The organism is Flavobacterium sp. T12S277 (assembly GCF_048514875.1).
Taxonomy (GTDB): Bacteria; Bacteroidota; Bacteroidia; order Flavobacteriales; family Flavobacteriaceae; genus Flavobacterium.
The window spans coordinates 244,266-263,989 of sequence record NZ_JBLYEG010000001.1; the positions used below are offsets into that span (position 1 = coordinate 244,266).

At 36.1% G+C, this 19,724-nt stretch carries 16 protein-coding genes; 14 read left to right on the forward strand and 2 right to left on the reverse strand.

Going from position 1 to position 19,724, the window contains the following annotated elements:
- Positions 1-2: 2 nt before the first annotated feature.
- The 7 genes from ACN1CN_RS00930 to ACN1CN_RS00960 all read left to right on the forward strand — a co-directional run bounded on the left by ACN1CN_RS00930 (position 3) and on the right by ACN1CN_RS00960 (position 7,921).
- Positions 3-860 (forward strand): zinc-binding metallopeptidase, encoded by an 858-nt coding sequence (locus ACN1CN_RS00930; RefSeq protein ID WP_419134312.1) that lies wholly within the window; start codon positions 3-5, stop codon positions 858-860.
- A gap of 23 nt (positions 861-883) precedes the next feature.
- Positions 884-2,260 carry a DUF4302 domain-containing protein gene (locus ACN1CN_RS00935; protein ID WP_419134313.1) on the forward strand — a complete coding sequence of 459 codons (1,377 nt, stop codon included), beginning with the start codon at positions 884-886 and terminating at the stop codon, positions 2,258-2,260.
- Between the two features lie 259 nt (positions 2,261-2,519).
- Entirely contained in the window at positions 2,520-2,720 is a 201-nt protein-coding gene (locus ACN1CN_RS00940) for a hypothetical protein (RefSeq protein ID WP_291287365.1), read from the forward strand.
- Between the two features lie 279 nt (positions 2,721-2,999).
- Positions 3,000-3,746 (forward strand): 3-oxoacyl-[acyl-carrier-protein] reductase, encoded by a 747-nt coding sequence (fabG, locus tag ACN1CN_RS00945; protein WP_264523946.1) that lies wholly within the window; start codon positions 3,000-3,002, stop codon positions 3,744-3,746.
- 125 nt (positions 3,747-3,871) lie between these two features.
- Entirely contained in the window at positions 3,872-5,899 is a 2,028-nt protein-coding gene (locus ACN1CN_RS00950; RefSeq protein ID WP_419134314.1) for a hypothetical protein, read from the forward strand.
- A gap of 85 nt (positions 5,900-5,984) precedes the next feature.
- Positions 5,985-6,881, forward strand: coding sequence for a LysR family transcriptional regulator (locus ACN1CN_RS00955; RefSeq protein ID WP_419134315.1), 897 nt, complete (start codon positions 5,985-5,987; stop codon positions 6,879-6,881).
- Positions 6,882-6,955: 74 nt separating this feature from the next.
- Positions 6,956-7,921: a YeiH family protein gene (locus tag ACN1CN_RS00960; RefSeq protein WP_419134316.1), complete on the forward strand. Its 966-nt coding sequence runs from the start codon at positions 6,956-6,958 to the stop codon at positions 7,919-7,921.
- A 9-nt stretch (positions 7,922-7,930) separates the two neighbouring features.
- Here ACN1CN_RS00960 and ACN1CN_RS00965 read toward each other — a convergent pair whose 3' ends face one another.
- Positions 7,931-8,884 (reverse strand): hypothetical protein, encoded by a 954-nt coding sequence (locus ACN1CN_RS00965; RefSeq protein WP_419134317.1) that lies wholly within the window; start codon positions 8,882-8,884, stop codon positions 7,931-7,933.
- A gap of 170 nt (positions 8,885-9,054) precedes the next feature.
- On the opposite strand from ACN1CN_RS00965, the gene ACN1CN_RS00970 reads away from it, so the two are divergent.
- Positions 9,055-10,053, forward strand: a complete 999-nt coding sequence (locus ACN1CN_RS00970) for a zinc dependent phospholipase C family protein (RefSeq protein WP_291287360.1) — start codon at positions 9,055-9,057, stop codon at positions 10,051-10,053.
- Positions 10,054-10,275: 222 nt separating this feature from the next.
- On the opposite strand, the gene ACN1CN_RS00975 is transcribed toward ACN1CN_RS00970, so the two are convergent.
- Entirely contained in the window at positions 10,276-12,366 is a 2,091-nt protein-coding gene (locus ACN1CN_RS00975; RefSeq protein ID WP_419134318.1) for an LTA synthase family protein, read from the reverse strand.
- 337 nt (positions 12,367-12,703) lie between these two features.
- On the opposite strand from ACN1CN_RS00975, the gene ACN1CN_RS00980 reads away from it, so the two are divergent.
- From ACN1CN_RS00980 to hisB, 6 genes are all read left to right on the forward strand, one after another.
- Positions 12,704-13,369, forward strand: coding sequence for a response regulator transcription factor (locus ACN1CN_RS00980; protein WP_291287358.1), 666 nt, complete (start codon positions 12,704-12,706; stop codon positions 13,367-13,369).
- Positions 13,370-14,770 (forward strand): sensor histidine kinase, encoded by a 1,401-nt coding sequence (locus ACN1CN_RS00985; RefSeq protein WP_419134319.1) that lies wholly within the window; start codon positions 13,370-13,372, stop codon positions 14,768-14,770.
- Positions 14,771-15,080: 310 nt separating this feature from the next.
- Positions 15,081-15,938 carry an ATP phosphoribosyltransferase gene (gene hisG, locus ACN1CN_RS00990; RefSeq protein WP_264523937.1) on the forward strand — a complete coding sequence of 286 codons (858 nt, stop codon included), beginning with the start codon at positions 15,081-15,083 and terminating at the stop codon, positions 15,936-15,938.
- Positions 15,939-16,039: 101 nt separating this feature from the next.
- On the forward strand, positions 16,040-17,332 hold the full coding sequence (gene hisD / locus ACN1CN_RS00995; protein ID WP_419134320.1) for a histidinol dehydrogenase: 1,293 nt from the start codon (positions 16,040-16,042) through the stop codon (positions 17,330-17,332).
- A gap of 100 nt (positions 17,333-17,432) precedes the next feature.
- Positions 17,433-18,476 carry a histidinol-phosphate transaminase gene (gene hisC / locus ACN1CN_RS01000; protein ID WP_419134321.1) on the forward strand — a complete coding sequence of 348 codons (1,044 nt, stop codon included), beginning with the start codon at positions 17,433-17,435 and terminating at the stop codon, positions 18,474-18,476.
- 54 nt (positions 18,477-18,530) lie between these two features.
- Positions 18,531-19,667, forward strand: a complete 1,137-nt coding sequence (hisB, locus tag ACN1CN_RS01005; RefSeq protein WP_419134322.1) for a bifunctional histidinol-phosphatase/imidazoleglycerol-phosphate dehydratase HisB — start codon at positions 18,531-18,533, stop codon at positions 19,665-19,667.
- Positions 19,668-19,724 lie beyond the last annotated feature (57 nt).

The window sequence follows — 19,724 nt, forward strand, 5'->3', positions numbered from 1 at the left end:
ATATGAAAACAATAAAACAATATAAAGCAATAGTACTACTAGCCGGAGTTTTAACTTTAGCAGCCTGTACCCATGAAGACAGGCCAGGTGACAGTCAATTAGATTATAAGCAGCCTGTGAAAACAGCTTTAGACACCTGGATTGATACCAATTACCTAAATCCGTATAATATCAACGCGCAATACAAATGGAATCAGAATACAGTAGACAATAACCGGTTTCTTTTTCCTCCGGCTGTCAATAGTGTGCAACCGGCATTGGAGGTAGTGAAACAAATCTGGATCAACAGTTATTCTACCATTGGTGGTGCTGATTTTGTAAAAAAAGTGGCTCCAAGAGAAATTGTTCTGGTAGGAGGGGTAAACTCTAATACCAATGGAACCCGAACTTTAGGGATTGCAGATTCAGGACAAAGAATTACATTGTTCGAGGTAGACTACCTGAATAGAAAAAACCGTGCAAGTGTTACCGAATTCATCCACACCATTCAGCACGAATATGTACATATTTTGAATCAGAATAAACCTTTTGACGAAAAAGCGTGGCAAAAAGTTACTCCTGCAGATTATACAGCAACCTGGCACTTAGAAAATCTCCAAACCTCTAAAAACTTAGGGTTTGTGACGAATTATGCCAGAAGTAATATTATTGAAGATTTTGCAGAAACAGCTTCGGTAATACTAATCAGTTCAAAAGCAGAATACGATGCATTACTTGCCAGCGCGAGTGATAGCGGAAGAGCAAAAATCAAACAAAAAGAAGCCATGGTCGTTCAGTATTATAAAGACGCTTTTAATATGGACTTCTATGCTTTGAGAGATGCAGCACAAGTAAACACGACCAATGTTATAAATAATTAAGCCATTAATTTAAATCGCAAATTATGAAATTAAAAAATATAGTACAGTATCTGATAATTGGATTCCTGACCATACAGTTATTCAGTGCCTGCGCAAACGATACCGATGCGGAACCAAAGTTTGATAAAACACCGGCAGAACGTTTGAATGAGCAGAAAAGTGAATTAAACACCGCATTACTTTCGTCTGAATTTGGATGGAAAGCAGTGTATTTTACAGACGATACTCAATTGGGCGGATATACCCATTTGATCAAGTTTCTTCCAAACAATAAAGTAGAAATGGCATCCGATTTTAATAGCGATACTAAAACTTATACCAGTGAATATTCCGTTGTTTTGGGGAGTACCATGAGTTTATTGTTTAATACGTACAACAGAATTCACCTTTTATCAGATTCAAATAGCTTTCCAATTCCCGCTTTGAGAGGAAAAGGATATTTAGGAGATTTTCAGTTTTTGTATTACGGACAGGAAAACGGAGATCTTGTTTTTAGAAGCAACAGATTGGTAAGAGAAGTACGTTTTGTAAAAGCGACTGCTCAGGACTGGACTGACTTACCTAAAAATCTTGCAACAGAAAAAAATGTTATAGGAGCTTCAACCAGACCATTATTCAGATCATTGGAGGTTAATGATGGTGCAAAAGTTACCAGATATGATTTTTCATTTACAACGGCTACCAGATATGCAGTTTCAAGAGCTGTTGATGGTTCTGAATCAGTTATTAGCATGGGAGTAGGGTATACGCCTACAGGTATTGTAGTAAGTCCTGCAGTAACCGTAGCTGGTCAGAAATTATCAGCCTTTACTTATAATGATACAGATGGCAGTTTTATCGCAACCGGAACTGGTGGCGTTACTGCAACCATTAAATACGGTAACCAACCTTTAGCATTGACTGATGATTACAAGATACTGCTACCGGCAAACTCCAACTTAGTATACGGTCATGACAGGTCGATATTAACGCTTGCATCCACAAATTCAGCTTCGTTTCTTGCATTATTCAGAGCTGTTGAGGCTTCCAGACCAGCCGGTACAACATTAAGCAGAGTACAACCTTGGTTTAACACTCCTAACGGAAGTTATGTGGAATACCGATTTACAAGCGCTACAGGAGTCATAACAAGAGTATATCACTTCTTTACCTTATCGGCAGATCAAACAAAGAAAATCATATACTTAACGCCAACAACTAAGTGGACTTCGGGAAGTACTTTTGCAGCAGCAGTTGATATTCCTGCACCGGCTTATTTAAAGGATCTGGACGATCAAATAATGAACCCGGGAGGATTATACTTTAAAAGAGAAAGTTTTACTGTGGGAGCCACAAATCCTGTATTTACGTTTACATCGGCAACAGGACCGTTTAGATTCACAACCTGGGCATTCCAGTAAACTTTAATAACATTATTTTGAATAGAAAAAAGCTTTTGGGACTATAATTACAACAAAAGAGTTTACGATTTAGAGCAGTGAACAAAGTTGCCCATATAAGTTTTTTTATTAGTTTTTTTTATTTTGAAGGAAGCAGCTCAAATTTGGGCTGCTTTTTTAAGCAAAAAAAAATACGTAATTTAATACTGATTTTATGTCTGAAACTCAACGGACAAAAAACGATTGAGACAACAAAACCTATTAAATAACCAATTTTATTATGTTAAAAACCATTTTAAACTTCTCAAGAGTGGAAGTACTAAGTAAAGAAGAACTAAAAGGAGTAAACGGTAGCGGTGGAACGAGATGTACTATTCCCTGGACACCTTTTCCTTATAACGGGCCTTGTATCATGCTTCCACCTGAACAGCCGGTAGAACCAATCTGCAGAGCAACAATAGACGGCGTGGTTTGTGAGTAGGTCTCTTTCGTAATAAATGATGTTGTAATGCTCTTTAAATCTTACTTTAAATAGCTATAAATACGGAAAACCGTTTCATAATTTTGAAACGGTTTTTTTATGATTATTTCTAAACAATCCGCTTAAATCATAAATTATAGCAAGAGTAATTTTTTTAAAAAGGGAATTATCATATATTTGACAAGTCATTCATAGCCCTGTTTTTTATGTAATTTTTCACAAAAAAAGAGACCTAAAGAACAGCTTAGCTACAAATAAATATTAACATTATTTTTGATTATGAAATTACTAGAAGGAAAAGTTGCCATTATTACGGGCGCTAGTCGTGGAATTGGAAGAGGAATTGCTGAAGTTTTTGCTAAACATGGCGCAAATGTTGCTTTTACATACAGCTCATCTGTAGCTTCTGCAGAAGCTTTAGAAGCTGAATTGAACGGTTTAGGAATTAAAGCAAAAGGATACCAGTCTAATGCGGCCGATTTTAATGAAGCGCAAACTTTTGTGGATGCTGTTTTGGCTGATTTCGGAACAGTAGATATCTTAATTAACAATGCCGGAATTACAAAAGACAACCTGTTAATGCGTATGTCTGAAGCAGATTTTGACCAGGTTATCGATGTAAACCTGAAATCTGTATTTAATATGACAAAAGCAATTCAAAAAACCTTTTTGAAACAACGTTCAGGTTCTATTATCAATATTAGTTCAGTAGTAGGAGTTTCAGGAAACGCAGGACAAACGAATTATGCAGCTTCAAAAGCAGGTGCAATTGGTTTTACTAAATCTGTAGCATTAGAGTTAGGATCACGTAATATTCGTTGCAATGCAATTGCTCCTGGTTTTATTGAAACGGAGATGACTGCAAAATTAAATGAAGATGTAGTAAAAGGATGGAGAGAAGGTATTCCATTAAAAAGAGGTGGAAGTGCAGAAGATGTTGCTAATGCTTGTCTTTTCTTAGCTTCAGACCTAAGTTCTTACGTTACAGGACAAGTACTTAATGTTTGCGGAGGAATGCTTACTTAAAAAAGTCTCAGTTCTCATTCTCAGTTTACAGTTTCATTCCTGACCCTCAATAAGAGTTCCCAGGTTCTGAAAACTGCGACTGTAAACTGTAAATCACAACCGTAAACTGTAAACCAAACAAAAATATGACTACAAGCACGATTCTATTAATATTACTTTCTTTAGTAATCGCAGTTGGTTTGTCGTATTTTCAATATTTTTTTAAAGCCAAAAACAAATCCAATGTGATTTGGTTTTTGGCTTTTTTACGTTTTTTAGCCATTTTTGGACTGCTGGTTTTATTGATAAACCCAATAATGACCAAAAATTCGCTTGAGATTACCAAAACACCGCTTGCAATTGCCGTTGACAATTCAAGTTCCATTACCGCTTTGAAATCAGATCAAAAAGCGGTCGAACTGCACCAGAAATTAATTTCAAATCCTGCGCTTCGCGAAAAGTTTGAAATTCAGTCCTATCAGTTTGATGCCGATTTTAAGCCTTCTGAGAAATTTGACTTTAAAGGAAAACAAACCAATCTTGATGAAGTCGCCAAAAATTTAAAAAGCATCAACAAAAACCTGATCTTTCCAACCGTAATTATTACAGATGGAAATCAAACTACAGGAAACGATTATGTATATCGTTTTGATCCTGTCAATAAAGTTTATCCTTTGGTTGTGGGAGATACAACCACTTTTTTAGACCTGAAAATCAATCAGCTCAACGTAAACAAATACGCATTTCACAAGAATAAATTCCCGGTCGAAGTATTCCTTCAATACGCAGGGGATAAAACCACAAATGCCGATTTCACCATTTCACAGGGCGGTAAAGTTATTGCCAAAGAGAAAGTTTCTTTTTCTCCTGCTAAAAAAACGGCAACCTTAAACTTGCTTTTACCGGCTGATAAAGTAGGACTTCAAGTTTTTAAAGCAGCAGTTTCTTCCAATACCAAAGAGAAGAACAGCTACAACAACATCAAAAATTTTGCAGTTGAAATCATCGATCAAAAATCGACCATTGCAATCGTTTCGGCCATAAATCATCCAGATATCGCAGCTTTGAAACGCGCTATTGAAGTGAATGCACAGCGTAAAGTGATCTTGGTTAAGCCAAACGATATTAATCAGTTACAAGAAGTTTCCGTTTTAGTTTTGTACCAGCCAACAACTGCTTTTAAAGCAATATTCGACAACAACAAACTGGCAGCAACCAATACCTTTATCATTACGGGTAACAATACCGATTTTAACTACCTGAACCAACAGCAAAAAAATCTATTGTTTAAAATAAGCGGACAAAGGGAAGATTACCTCTGCGAATTTCAATCACAATTTAATTTATTTGCGGTAGACAATATTGGTTTTGAAAACTATCCACCCCTGCAAAATCTATTCGGAACAGTTACAACCAGCGGAAATGTGTCTGTTTTGCTTTCTTCAAAAATTAGAAACGTTTCTACAAACGCCCCCTTACTGGCTTTTACTGAAGATCATGGAAAAAGAACCGCTTTTCTTTTAGGAGAAAACAGCTGGAAGTGGCGTTTACAAAGCCATATCGACAACCAATCGTTTGAAAAGTACGATGTTTTTATCGACAAAATCATTCAGTACCTGGCTTCTACAACCACCAAAAAATCGTTGGTTGTTACGCACGAAAGCTTTTACAATTCGGGCGAGGCCATTGTCATCAACGCCCAGTATTTTAATAAAAACTATGAGTTTGACGAAAAGGCAAGACTAACGATTACCGTAACAAATGCCGAAACGAAACAAGCAAAAAACTACGATTTACTAAAAGGAAACAACTCGTTCTCTGTCAATCTGGACGGATTATCAACCGGGAAGTATAATTTTACGGTAAAAGAACTAAATACAAACACAGCTTATTCGGGACATTTTGAAATTTTAGATTTTGATATCGAAAAACAATTTGTAAATCCGGATGTTCAGAAATTAAAACAACTGGCGCTTCAGACCAATGGAAAAGCCTTCTTTGAAAATCAGGCCGATGATTTAATTCAACAGCTTTTAGAGAATAAAGAATACAAATCGATTGAAAAAAATGTTTCCACCAAAACGCCTTTGATTGATTGGGTTTGGCTATTCATTTTTATTGCCTTGGTATTGACCGCAGAATGGTTTATCCGAAAATACAATGGATTACTTTAAATAGTAGAAAAGTTTCGTAGCGCAAAAAAAACATTTTTTTTACGTAACTTGAAACTTTAAACATGAAACAAAACTAATTAATACAATGGATTTCAGGCTAAAAGTATTCTACACTGTTGCGATCCGCCTTAATTTTACTAAAGCGGCAACAGAATTGTATATTTCTCAGCCAGCAGTTTCCAAACACATTCAGGAACTGGAAGAAACCTATAAAACCAAACTTTTTGAACGTAACGGCTCCAAAATTGCTTTAACTCCGGCCGGAGAAATCCTGTTGAAACACACCAAAAGCATCTTTGAAATCTATCGCGAAATAGACTTTGAAATGAGCTCTTTTATCAGCGAACGTCAGGGTTTATTGAGGCTAGGAGCTAGCACAACGATTTCTCAGTACATTATTTCTCCTGTTTTGGCACGTTTTCATCAAAAACAAAAAGACATCAAAGTCAATTTGCTGAATGGAAATACAGAGCAAATTGAGAATGCGCTGATCAACAAAGAAATTGAAATTGGAATTGTTGAAGGACAATCTAAAAACCAATCCATTAAATATACTCCGTTTTTAAAAGACGAACTCGTTTTAGTGTGCAACACCAAAAATCCTTTGATCAGACAAAATGAAATTTCATTAGAAGATCTAAAATTGATGAAATTCATCACCCGGGAACGTGGATCAGGAACACTTGAAGTTATAGAATATGCTTTAAAGCAGCTCGATGTAAAAATAAGTGATTTACAAATCGAAATGCAATTGGGAAGTACTGAAAGTATTAAATCCTATTTATTAAATTCAGATTGTCTGGCTTTTATGTCCATACACGCAGTAGATAAAGAGCTTAAGAATAACGAATTAATGGTTCTGGATGTGGCTGGTTTATCGGTAGAACGTCACTTTTACATCATTACTTTGCTTGGAAAACCAAACGCACTATCGGAGCTTTTTATTCAAAACATCTCCTCTTACTATAACTTAGAGTTATAGCCTATCGTGTTTTACGATTGGTAATTATGATATAAACGACTGACCTTTGTACAAGAAATATCAAATTACTTATTTTGAAAACAACACAACATACCTCGGCTCATTTATTTGAAATCAATCAACACCTGCAACAGGCATTATTTGCTTTTATAATTGTACTGTGTTTATTCTCGATCATTTCACCTCCAATAGCTTTATTATTAGGTGTAGTGCTTGTAAATGTATTTGGAAATCCTTTTGTAAAATTCAACTCCGTCGCCATCACTTTTTTACTTCAGTTTTCGGTTGTAGGTTTAGGTTTTGGAATGAATGCTACAGCAGCGTTATCAGCCGGAAAAGAAGGTTTTGTACTTACCATATTTTCTATTTTTAGTACCTTAATTCTGGGGACTTTTTTAGGGAAATGGTTCAAAACCGAAAAGAAAACATCACACTTAATCTCTTGTGGAACTGCTATTTGCGGGGGAAGTGCCATTGCGGCCATTTCACCGGTAATCAAATCAAATGAAAACCAGACGTCAATTGCTTTGGGCGTTATCTTTATACTCAATTCGATAGCATTGTTTGTGTTCCCTTATGTTGGTCATCAACTTGATTTGTCACAAAAAGATTTTGGATTGTGGTGTGCGATTGCCATTCACGACACTAGTTCTGTAGTAGGTGCGGCGAATAAATACGGTGCTGAAGCTTTACAAATTGCGACTACGGTAAAACTTGCCAGAGCGCTGTGGATCATTCCAATATCGTTTTTAACTGCGGTGCTTTTCAAGAACAAAAATTCTAAAATTAAGATTCCGTACTTTATCGGTTTATTTATTCTGGCCATGCTTTTCAATACCTATGTGCCACAAACCGCTATCATTGCACCACATATTGTGGCTGTCGCTAAAGTGGGTTTAACGATTACTTTATTCCTGATTGGCGCCACTTTGAATGTGACTACTTTAAAATCAGTAGGAGTAATGCCTTTGTTGCAAGGAATTCTACTTTGGATATTTATCGCTGTCCTAGGTCTTGCCTCAATTTTGTACTTAGGGTAAAGAAAATGACTATTTTACCTTAGAAAATTTGACAGTTGGCTTATCAATCATCTTATAGCGGTTGCCTTTAAATGAAAAACGTCTCTCAATTACAAAATCAAACTGCTTTTTTGTTTTCGCCATAGCCACTATTTCCTCGGGTAAATTCACTTCAAATTCATCATTGGCTTTTTCAGCTTTGTTAAATGAACCAGTTGTTTTGACAATAATATCTCTAAAATGTTTCTTCGTTGTGTCGTTTACGACCGCATAGGAACCCGACCATTCCACACTGGCAACATTGGTAAGTTTGTAGTTGTAAACCGCCAGGATAGGCTGGTATTTACCATCAAATCCGGCAACCAGATATAGAATTCCTTCAAATGGACCTCCGGCACCACCATTAACATGAGTGAAAGTAAAGGCATACTGATCTTCTCCAATTTGCACCAATTTAGGCGAGGGCGCCTGAGCAAAAGAACCAAAGGCTGCAATGGCAGGCTGAAACGATCTCATTTGCCAGACTGTACCATTTTTTGCAAACTTGGCGACTCCTGCAAGTCCTCCCGAAAATCTTCCGGTCTGCAATCCGTCTTCGTCGTGAAAAGAGTGATTGAAAAGCAATAATTTAAACTGATTTCCTTTAGAATCGGTATAATCAAGGTTCCCCAGAACACGTGTCGCAACACCATCCTCGTAGGGAAACAATTGATCGCCTTCGAGACCATTAACATCATTGTAGGGAGCTGGTTTGCAGGTTTTGCATTTCCAGCTTATAAAAGTATTGTGATCCGAAAGATTGTATACTTTTCCCGGAAACAGCTTTTGCATCGTTTTAACGGCATCCAACGGATCAGAGACCTGCAGCGTTCTTTTGGGGTTAAGAATAGTATCGGAAACATTCTTTAATTCTACTATATCTTCCTGAGCAAAACAAACAGAAACAAAGAAAAAGAAAAGAAGGCTAAGTCGGATCAGGCGCATATTTTAGAAATTAGGGTAAAACGGAACGAATTTACAAAGAAACTTTTAATTGTAACTTCTATGATTTCAGCATCAAAAAAATAAAACAAACTTAATTTCATAATCTTTACTGCTATTCCCTTTGAAATGTACATAAATAAAATAAATTTGCACCTCTAACAAAAATAAAAATGAAAAACTTAAGAATGAAACCAAGACTAATTGCATTGTTTGCAATAGCAGTTGGTTTTTTGACACTATCCTGGGGGATTGTTGGTCACGAACGTATTAATAAAGCTGCAGTTATGGCTTTGCCACAACCGCTTTTAATTTTCTTTTACAACCACATTGATTTTATTACTCAAGAAGCTTCTGTACCAGATATCCGAAAATATGCCCTGAATTACAAAGACGAAAATCCAAGACATTATTTTGACATGGAGAGTTTTGGCAGAGTAGACAGCATTCCGCAGACTTTAGAGGCAGCAAAGAAAAAATACGATGCTAAATTTTTAAACGAAAACGGAATCTTGCCTTGGTATATCGAAGATATGATGGTAAAATTAACCAAAGCTTTTAAAGACAAAAACAGAGCAGAAATCTTGTTTCTTGCGGCTGATTTAGGTCATTATATAGGTGACGCACACATGCCGTTGCATACCTCTTCCAATCATGACGGACAGTTGACGGATCAAAAAGGAATTCACTCTCTTTGGGAAAGCAGACTTCCGGAGTTATTTGCTAAAAACTACAAGTTAAATGTTCCGCAGGCACAATATTATGAAGATGTTCATAAAGCAACCTGGGACATGATTAACGATACGCATAGCTTAGTTCAGCCGTTATTGGATGTAGATAAAAAACTTAGAACTGCCACACCGGAGAATCAGGTTTTTAAAATGGATGCAGAAGGAAAAGTGCTAAAAAGCAAATACAACACTTCTGTTTTCTCTGATGATTACGCTAAGAAACTGCACAAAGAGTTAAACGGAATGGTTGAAAGTCAAATGAGAAAAGCCATTACAGCTACAGCAAGTTTTTGGTACACGGCATGGGTAAATGCAGGAAAACCTGATTTAAGCGAGTTAGATGCACCGGCAGTTACACAAAGAAACTACCAGCCTTTAAGAGATGATTTAAAGTTATTTCAACAAGGTGACTTATTTGGAATGAAAAATCAAAATGATTAAGAGTTTTCAGTCGCAGTCGCAGTAGCAGTCGCAATGTTTGATTTTAGTTTACAGATTGTAACTAAATTTATTATAATGAAAACAGCCTCAAATTCTAATAAATCTGAGGCTGTTTTTTTGTTTCCTATTTAGAGTTTTATTTTTAGGTCTTAGCTTGTACTGAAAACTGAGACCGAGACTGAAAACTGAGACTGAGACCGAGACCGAGACCGAGACTGTAGACTAATACTGATACTTTTTATGTTTAAGCATATCCGAAGCCGTCTGATAAAAAGAAATAGTCTCCTTTACCAGGTCAGCTCTTTCTGTTTTCATAGGTATTTCATTGTAATCAATCTGAAATTCCGGAGCAATGCCGGGTTTTGTATTGATTTGCAAATCAAATTGTTTTACTTGTTGTTTAGGCGACAGTATCGTTAAAACATTGTCTTTGATCAGTCCCATATCCTGATAAGTCGCTATAAAAGCTCTTGGTTTGTAATCCGGTTTTAAAACATCCTGACCAAAAAACTTACTTTCATAACTAAAGTTTAGCAACCCAAAAAGAGTAGGCATCACATCAATCTGCGACATCAATTGATTGTATTTTTGAGGTTTCCCATTCGGATCATAAATAAATCCCGGAATCCTGTACTTGTCTAACGGAAGCTGTGTTTTTCCGGCACTAGACGCACAGTGATCGGCAACAATTACAAAAATCGTGTTTTTAAACCAAGATTGCTTGCTGGCCATTTCAAAGAACTTCTTCATGGCATAATCGGTGTATTTTACACCGCCCTCACGTGATTTGGCATCACCCGGAATATCAATTTTATTATTCGGATACGTAAAAGGCCTGTGGTTACTTACCGTCATGATATGATTGAAGAATGGTTTGTTCTGCTTTTCTTCCGCATTCATCACCTTTATGGCTTTGTTGTACATGTCTTCATCACAAACACCCCAAACGTTTGAAAAGCTAATCTCTTCCGGAGAAAAACTCGATTTGTCTACAATCTCATAACCATTTCCGGAATAGAAATCCTGCATATTGTCGAAGAAAGCATCCCCGCCATACAAATACTTCACATTGTAGCCTTTTTGCTTAAAAATAGCTCCGGTCGAAAATTTATTCTTATTGTCTTCTCTTTTTACCACACTTTCACCGGCAGTAGGAGGCAAGCACAAAGTTACTGCTTCTAGCCCGCGAACCGTTCTGTTTCCTGTAGCGTACAAATTGGTAAAAAGAAGACTTTTTTGCGCCAGACTGTCCAGGAAAGGAGTAATATTCTGCTCATTTCCGTACATCTTCATGAAGTCGGCACTATAACTTTCAATAGTAATTAGCACCACATTTTTATGAATTTCTGTGGAATCACCAGTGATGGTTCTTTGCGTTGTTTGTCCTTTAATAGTAGGAAACTGTTGTTTCAAAAGTACAAAAGCCTCTTCATTCGAAAGTGTTTTGTAGAATTTAAAATAATCCAGTTTGCTGTTCTCAAACGCGAGGTAAAACTTATACAATCCGTTTGCTTGCAATTCATTGACAAACACGTTTTTTGAACTTTCTGTTTTTGCCAACGTTGGAATCGCAATTAAAGAAACAGCCAATAAACTTAGGTAAATAGCCGTAATTTTTACTTTTTCGCTTAATGTTGGAATAGCATCAATATAGTTTCTGGATCTCTTCAGAAGAAAGTAAGTAACTGTTCCAGTTACCAAAAACAAAGCAGAAAATATCGGAATAACAGGGTAGGACTCCATAATGTTACCGATAACCTCATTGGTATAAATTAAATAATTTACCGCAATGAAATTGTACTTTACACCAAATTCATTCCAAAAGAAATACTCGCTTAATCCGTTTTGCAGAATTAGTAAAACATATAAGAAAATCACAAATGCAAATAACCAGTATCTAATTTTAGCTCTTAGCTTGGGAAGAAACAATAAAAGTGCAAAAAGAGCCATCTTAATTCCGATAAAAATCAGGGCAATTAGCGGCAATGCGCCACCGTATTCGTCAAAAATACTTTTTCCGGAAGCCACATAAATAAAAAGTAAAGCAAAAATGCCTAAAATGATATAACCGGAGGGTTTGTTGTATTTAGAATTGGATATAAAAATCAAGTACAGCCATAAAAAAATACAGGCGGGAATAAAGACAAAAAAATCAGATACAAGTCCTAAGACGAAGATTTTTAAACTCTGCAAAATGGTAAATGAACTTTGTGTTATGGGATGAAAAAACAAGATAATTCTTAACAGAAAGCTAACAATAAAATAAAACAGACCAAGGTTGTAGAATGGGGAAAACTTTTTTGAAAGGGTCATTAATTCTTTTTTTAATTTAAATAACTATAAATTTTAAATACCAAAACATTTAATAAGATTATAAAATTGGCGAAAATAGTATAATTTTTCTTGTCTTTACGCAATATTTAAGCTGTTTTAACACATATTATGAAAATGCTATTCCTTTTATGGCAAAATTAATTCCATTAAATTAATTCGGGATGAAGTTATGCTTTTGCCTTGCTTAGTGTTAACTTAAGGTTTCCTTAAGTGTGACTTTTTTCACCTATTCTCATGGTTTTAAACCTTTTCTGACTTCAAAAGTTTTATCTTTGAGGTTAGAAAATCACCGTTTAATCTAAATTTCATCAGTAAAATGCACATTCTAATAGTTGAAGATGAGTTAGGTATTGTTCAGTTTTTGCAACAGGGCCTACAGGAAGAAGGATATCAAATTACGACCGCCAACGATGGTTCTAAAGGCTTTGAGTTGATACATAGCCAGCAGTTTGATTTAATTTTATTAGATTGGATGCTACCTAAAATTAACGGATTGGATTTGTGCAAAGCCATTAGAGTGAAGGATCAGAAAACGCCAATCATTTTTCTAACAGCGAAAGATACCGTTCAGGAAACGATTGAAGGCTTAAAGGCCGGAGCCAATGACTACATCAAAAAACCATTTAGCTTTGAAGAACTGGTAGAACGGATTAAAGTTCACTTTAGGAATCAGAAAGGCCCGGAAAACCTGACACTGGGAACAATCAAAATCGATTTATTGAAACATATTGTCCTAAAAAACAATGAAGAAATTGCATTGACCCAAAGAGAGTTTGAGCTCTTAAAATATTTAATTCAGAACAAAGGAAAAGTCTGCACGCGAAATCAGATTCTAAAGGATGTTTGGGAAATTAATTTCGAATACGACACAGGCGTAATTGATGTTTTTATGAACGCCATCAGAAAGAAACTCAATTTAAAAATTGAAGAAGATTATATTAAAACAATTCGCGGTATCGGCTATATCGCTAACGATCTATAAATGACACAGCTTTCTTTTAAAAACAGAATTGCATTAAACTATATTATTACCACCGGTCTATTAATCGTAGCCGTTTTTTCTGTTATCTATTCTATTGTAAAACACACCGTTTACAGCCATATTGATGAAAAAATTAAAGTTGAAATTCAGAATCATCTTGAAGAAATCAAAGAGGTTAATGGTAAAGTTATACTAATAGACGAGGAAGAATGGAACGAAAGAGAGCATAATACTGTAGATGTAAACCCCGTGTTTGTTGAGTTTTTGGATCTGAACAAAAAAATCATCGAAAAAGCGCCGAATCTAAAAACGCAAACGCTCAAGTTTAATGATTCTGTTGAAGATTTTGAACTCTTTGACGCCAAAATGGGAGACCATGCCATTAGACAAACTCAGGTTCCGCTTCATCTCAAAGGCAAGAAAATAGGGTATGTCATTGTAGCCATGTCATTGGCTGATTCTAAAATGGTGCTCAAAAATCTGTTCGACATCATGTGCCTTTCTTTTCTGGGTATTTTAATACTGTTGTTTTTCATAGCCCGATTCTTTGCCGGAAGGAGTATCAAACCTATTAATGCCATCATTAATACCTCAAAGGTCATCACCAAAGACAATCTGAAAACACGTATTGCGCTGCCCAAAACAAAGGACGAATTGTACACGCTTTCAAAAACGATAAACAACCTTTTAAACCGAATTGAAGACGCAATTGAGCGCGAGAAAGAGTTTACGTCTGATGCTTCTCATGAACTCAGAACACCGCTTACCGTTATTAAAGGAACACTTGAAGTTTTAATTCGTAAACCTCGTGATAACAAGGAGTATGAAGATAAAATAAACTATTGCATCAAAGAAGTTGATCATTTAAACATGCTTGTAGATCAGCTGTTGTTAATGGCACGTTTTGAAAACCAGAAAAAAAATATCAACACAGAATCGGTATACTTAAATTCAGTTATTTTAGATGTTTTCCGATTAAATTCAGAGAAGATTAACAGCCAAAAAATCAAAGTCAAATTTGATGTTTCACAGGATTATTATATCGAATCGGATAATTTTTTAGTGATCACCATACTTAGAAACATTATCTCGAATGCGATCAAATATTCACATAGCGGAGGCGAAGTGACCGTTTTACTTTCGGAACAAAATGAAAAAGTAGTCTGCTCCATTTCGGATAACGGAATCGGTATAGCAAAACAGGATTTAGATGCTATTTTCAGTCCGTTTTTCAGATCAAACTCTACGGAACATCCAGAAATCAAAGGAACTGGATTAGGGCTTTCAATTGTACGAAGAATAACAGAATTACTTCATATTAAATTTAAAATTGAAAGCGAAATAGGAGTGGGGACAACGGTTATTTTGTATTTCAATCAAAATAAAAATACGCTGCCGTAAATTCTAAAAATCCAATAAAACCAAGGCCTGGACATTTATTTAACAATAAACTATCGTTAAGTTAAATTAAAAAATGCTTTTTTTATGAAAATAACTATTATATTTGCAACCGAATCAAAGAATTAAAAAACAAAACAACTCATGATTTCTATTCAATTACATCATCATCATTTTCATTATTGCTCTCAGGCGATGTGTTAATGGTATGTGTGTAAATCATCATATTTTAAAACCCGTTTGAGTACATCAAACGGGTTTTTTTATACCACTTCTTTGTACTCAGACTATTAATTTAAAAAAAAACTAAAAAATGAGTACATTAAAAATTGCAATTCAAAAATCGGGTCGGTTAAACGAAGACAGCATTCAAATCCTTAAAGATTGTGGTATTTCAATCAACAACGGAAACGATCAGTTGAAAGCCGAGGCTTCCAATTTTCCTCTAGAAGTTTTATACCTTCGAAATTCAGACATTCCGCAATATCTCATTGACGGAGTCGTAGATTTAGCCATCGTTGGCGACAATCTGCTTGTTGAAAAAGCCAAACACATCGAAGTGATTCAAAAACTCGGATTCTCTAAGTGCAAGGTCTCTGTAGCTGTCCCTAAAGCCTTTGAATACAATTCGATACAAGATTTGGCAGGTCTACGCGTTGCCACCTCTTATCCCAATACCGTAAACGAATACTTTAATTCTTTTGGACTTACAGTCGATATTCACCAAATTTCAGGTTCAGTCGAAATTGCCCCGAATATTGGACTAGCCGATGCCATTGTAGATATCGTTTCGAGCGGAAGTACTTTGTTCAAAAATAATCTAAAAGAGGTAGAGGTAATTCTGAAAAGTGAAGCTGTTTTGGCTGTTTCTCCTAAAGTATCTCCGGAGATTCAAAAACACATCGACACCTTAAAATTTAGAATTCAGTCCGTTTTAAGAGCTCGCAATTCAAAATACATACTGATGAACGTTCCAAATGACAAGATCGATGAAATTGGAAAAATCTTGCCGGTTCTGCGAAGCCTTACCGTTTTGCCATTGGCTCAGGAAGGATGGAGCAGTGTTCACTCGGTAATCGACAAAGACACCTTTTGGGATGTAATTGACAAATTAAAAGATGCCGGAGCCGAAGGGATTTTAGTTTGCCCAATCGAAAAAATGGTTCTTTAGAGCTTTGCTCGCTTTAGGCTTTAGGCAATACGCTTTAAGCTAAAAACACATACAATAAACTTGCTTATAGCCTACAGCTTAAAGCATAAAGCATAAAAAAAATGAATAAAATAAACAATCCAAAACCAGATACCTGGTCCGAAATACTAAAGAGACCCACTAAAACGATCGATGATATTGAAGTTACAGTGAAAGAAATCTTTAGAGAAGTACAGAAAAAAGGAGATGAAGCCGTAGCAAAATACACATCCATTTTTGACGGAATCGCTTTAGAGAATTATGAAGTTTCACCTGAAGAAATTCAGGAAGCTATTGACTCTGTTTCAAGTGAATTAAAATCAGCTGTTCAGTTAGCAAAAGAGAATATTTATAAATTTCACAGCGCTCAAAAAACAGAGAAAATTTTAATCGAAACCACGGAAGGCGTGAATTGCTGGCAGGAAAAAAGACCTATTCAGAAAATTGGTTTATACATTCCGGGCGGAACAGCACCTTTATTCTCGACCGTTCTAATGTTGGCTGTTCCGGCTGAAATTGCTGGCTGCAAAGAAATTGTATTATGCTCTCCGCCAGACAAATCAGGAAAAATAAATCCGGCTATTTTATATGCGGCTAATCTATGCGGCGTAACCAAAATATTAAAAGTAGGCGGAATCCAGGCCATTGCCGGAATGACATTTGGAACAAAATCAATCCCAAAAGTATATAAAATCTTCGGACCCGGAAATCAATTTGTAACCGTGGCAAAACAACTCGCTACTCAGTTTGGAGTAGCGATCGATATGCCGGCAGGACCTTCAGAATTGCTTGTAGTAGCCGATGATACCGCGGTTCCAGCCTTTGTTGCTTCAGATCTATTGTCACAGGCAGAACACGGAACAGACAGTCAGGTAATTTTAGTTTCCACTTCTAAAAAACTTATTGAAGCCGTTGAAAAAGAAATACAAATTCAGATTGAAGAGCTTCCGAGAAAAGCGATTGCCGTAAAAGCCATCGAAAACTCAAAACTAATCTATGTCGAAAACGATCAGATTGCTTTGGATTTAATCAATGAATATGGGCCGGAACACTTTATAATCTGTTCCCAATACGATGATTTTTATTGCAACGGAATTGTAAATGCAGGTTCTGTTTTTATTGGTAATTATACTCCTGAAAGTGCCGGAGATTACGCTTCCGGAACCAATCACACCTTGCCGACAAATGGTTACGCTAAAAATTACAGCGGAGTAAATCTGGATAGTTTCATGAAAGCAATGACCTTTCAGAAAATCTCTGAAAAAGGGATTCAAAACATTGGCAATGCGATCGAAATTATGGCTAAAGCCGAAGGGTTGCAAGCGCATAAGAATGCAGTGACGTTGCGATTAAAGAGTTTGGAGGGAAGAGGATAGAACCAAGAAGATAGAAACAAGAGTACCACAGTTACAGATCAGACAAAAAGTCTATTCTCTTGGCTCTTGAATCTATTATTTAAAAGAAAAAAATTAAGAAATGAAATTCGATATCAATACAATAACAAGAGAAAATGTAAAATCTTTGAAGCCTTATTCATCGGCACGTGATGAGTTTGAAGATTTTGATACTGCCGAAATGATTTTTCTCGATGCGAATGAAAATCCGTTTCAAAATGGAGTGAATCGTTATCCGGATCCACAGCAGAACTCCGTTAAAGCCATATTGGCGAAGAATAATAAAGTAAAAATGAGTCAGATTTTATTAGGAAACGGAAGCGATGAAGTCTTGGATTTATTGTTCAGAGCCTTCTGTGAGCCCAAAATCGACAATATTATTTCGTTGCCGCCCACATACGGAATGTACAGCGTACTGGCCAATATCAATGCTGTTGAGAACAGAGAAGTATTACTTTCAGCCGATTTTCAGCCACAAGTAGATCAGATTTTAGATGCCGTCGATGAGCAAACAAAAATTATCTTTTTATGTTCGCCAAACAATCCCACAGGGAATTCTTTTTCAGACGAGAGTGTCGTAAAATTACTGCAGAACTTTGAAGGTCTGGTGGTAATTGATGAAGCTTATATTGACTTCTCCCAAAAAGAAAGCTGGCTGACAGAGATCGACGAATACCCAAACTTAATCATCACACAAACCCTTTCAAAAGCGTATGGATTAGCGGGAATCCGTCTTGGAATTTGTTACGGATCTGAAGCTGTAATTTCAGTTTTGAACAAAATAAAACCTCCTTATAATGTAAACGAACTAACACAGCAAAGAGCCATTAGCCGTTTGAATGATTCCGCTAAAATAAAAGAAGAAATAGCATCAATTATTGAACAAAGAGAAGAGTTACTTAAAGTTTTACTTCAAGTGAGTTTTGTTGAAAAAGTATATCCGACCGAAGCTAATTTTGTGTTGGTAAAAGTTGATGATGCCAATAAAAGATACAATCAACTTATTGAGAAAGGGATCGTAATTCGAAACAGAACCAGCCAGCCATTATGTGAAAATTGTCTGCGTTTGACTATTGGTATTCCGGAAGAGAATGCTGTTTTAATTAAAGAATTGAAGTTATTATAAAGTCAGCAGACCTGACAGGTTTTTGAAACCTGTCAGGTCTAGAAAATATAAAATATGAAAAAAGTACTTTTTATCGATCGTGACGGAACGATTGTTTTAGAACCTGAAAATTACCAGTTAGATACTTTAGAGAAAGTAGAATTTTATCCGAAAGCATTTCAGTATCTGGCTAAAATTGCCAATGAATTAGACTATGAACTGGCAATGGTTACCAATCAGGATGGATTAGGAACAGATAGTTTTCCCGAAGATACATTCTGGCCAACACAAAACTTTATTTTAAAAGCATTTGAAAATGAAGGAGTTTTGTTTGATGAAATTTTTATTGACAGGTCGTTTCCGGAAGACAATGCACCCACGAGAAAGCCAAGAACCGGAATGTTGACAAAATATATTGATAATCCGGAGTACGATCTGGCCAATTCTTTTGTTTTAGGAGATCGTTTGACGGATGTTGAATTAGCGAAAAACCTGGGAGCAAAAGCAATTTTTATCAATGATAATGACGGAATCGGAAGCAATGAAATCTCATTAAAACGTGAGGAGTTAGATAAAACCATCATTCTTCAGACGATGAGCTGGAAAACGATTTACGAGTTTTTAAAACTGGAAGCCCGTTCAGCTTCGATTACACGTAAAACCAATGAAACCGATATTTTTATCAACTTAAATCTGGACGGAACAGGGAAAAGTAAAATCGAAACCGGAATTGCTTTTTTTGATCATATGTTAGACCAAATTTCGCGTCACGGACAGATGGATTTAGAAATTCTGGTAAAAGGGGATCTGGAAGTAGATGAGCACCACACCATTGAAGACACGGCAATTGCATTAGGCGAAGTTTTTGCAAAAGCCTTAGGAAATAAACTCGGAATCGAACGATATGGCTTCTGTTTGCCTATGGATGATTGCCTGGCGCAGGTAGCAATAGATTTTGGCGGAAGAAACTGGTTGGTTTGGGAAACAGAATTTAAACGTGAGATGGTAGGTAAAATGCCAACAGAAATGTTTTTTCACTTCTTTAAATCCTTCTCAGACGGAGCAAAAGCAAACATCAACATCAAAGCAGAAGGCACCAATGAGCACCACAAAATCGAAGCGATCTTTAAAGCTTTCGCAAAAGCCATAAAAGTAGCGGTAAAAAGAGACACTGAAAAAATGATTTTACCTTCAACGAAAGGAATGCTTTAGCAAGGTTAAAATTGTTTCAAGTTTAAAGTTTCAAGTTACGCTACAGAACGTGAAACC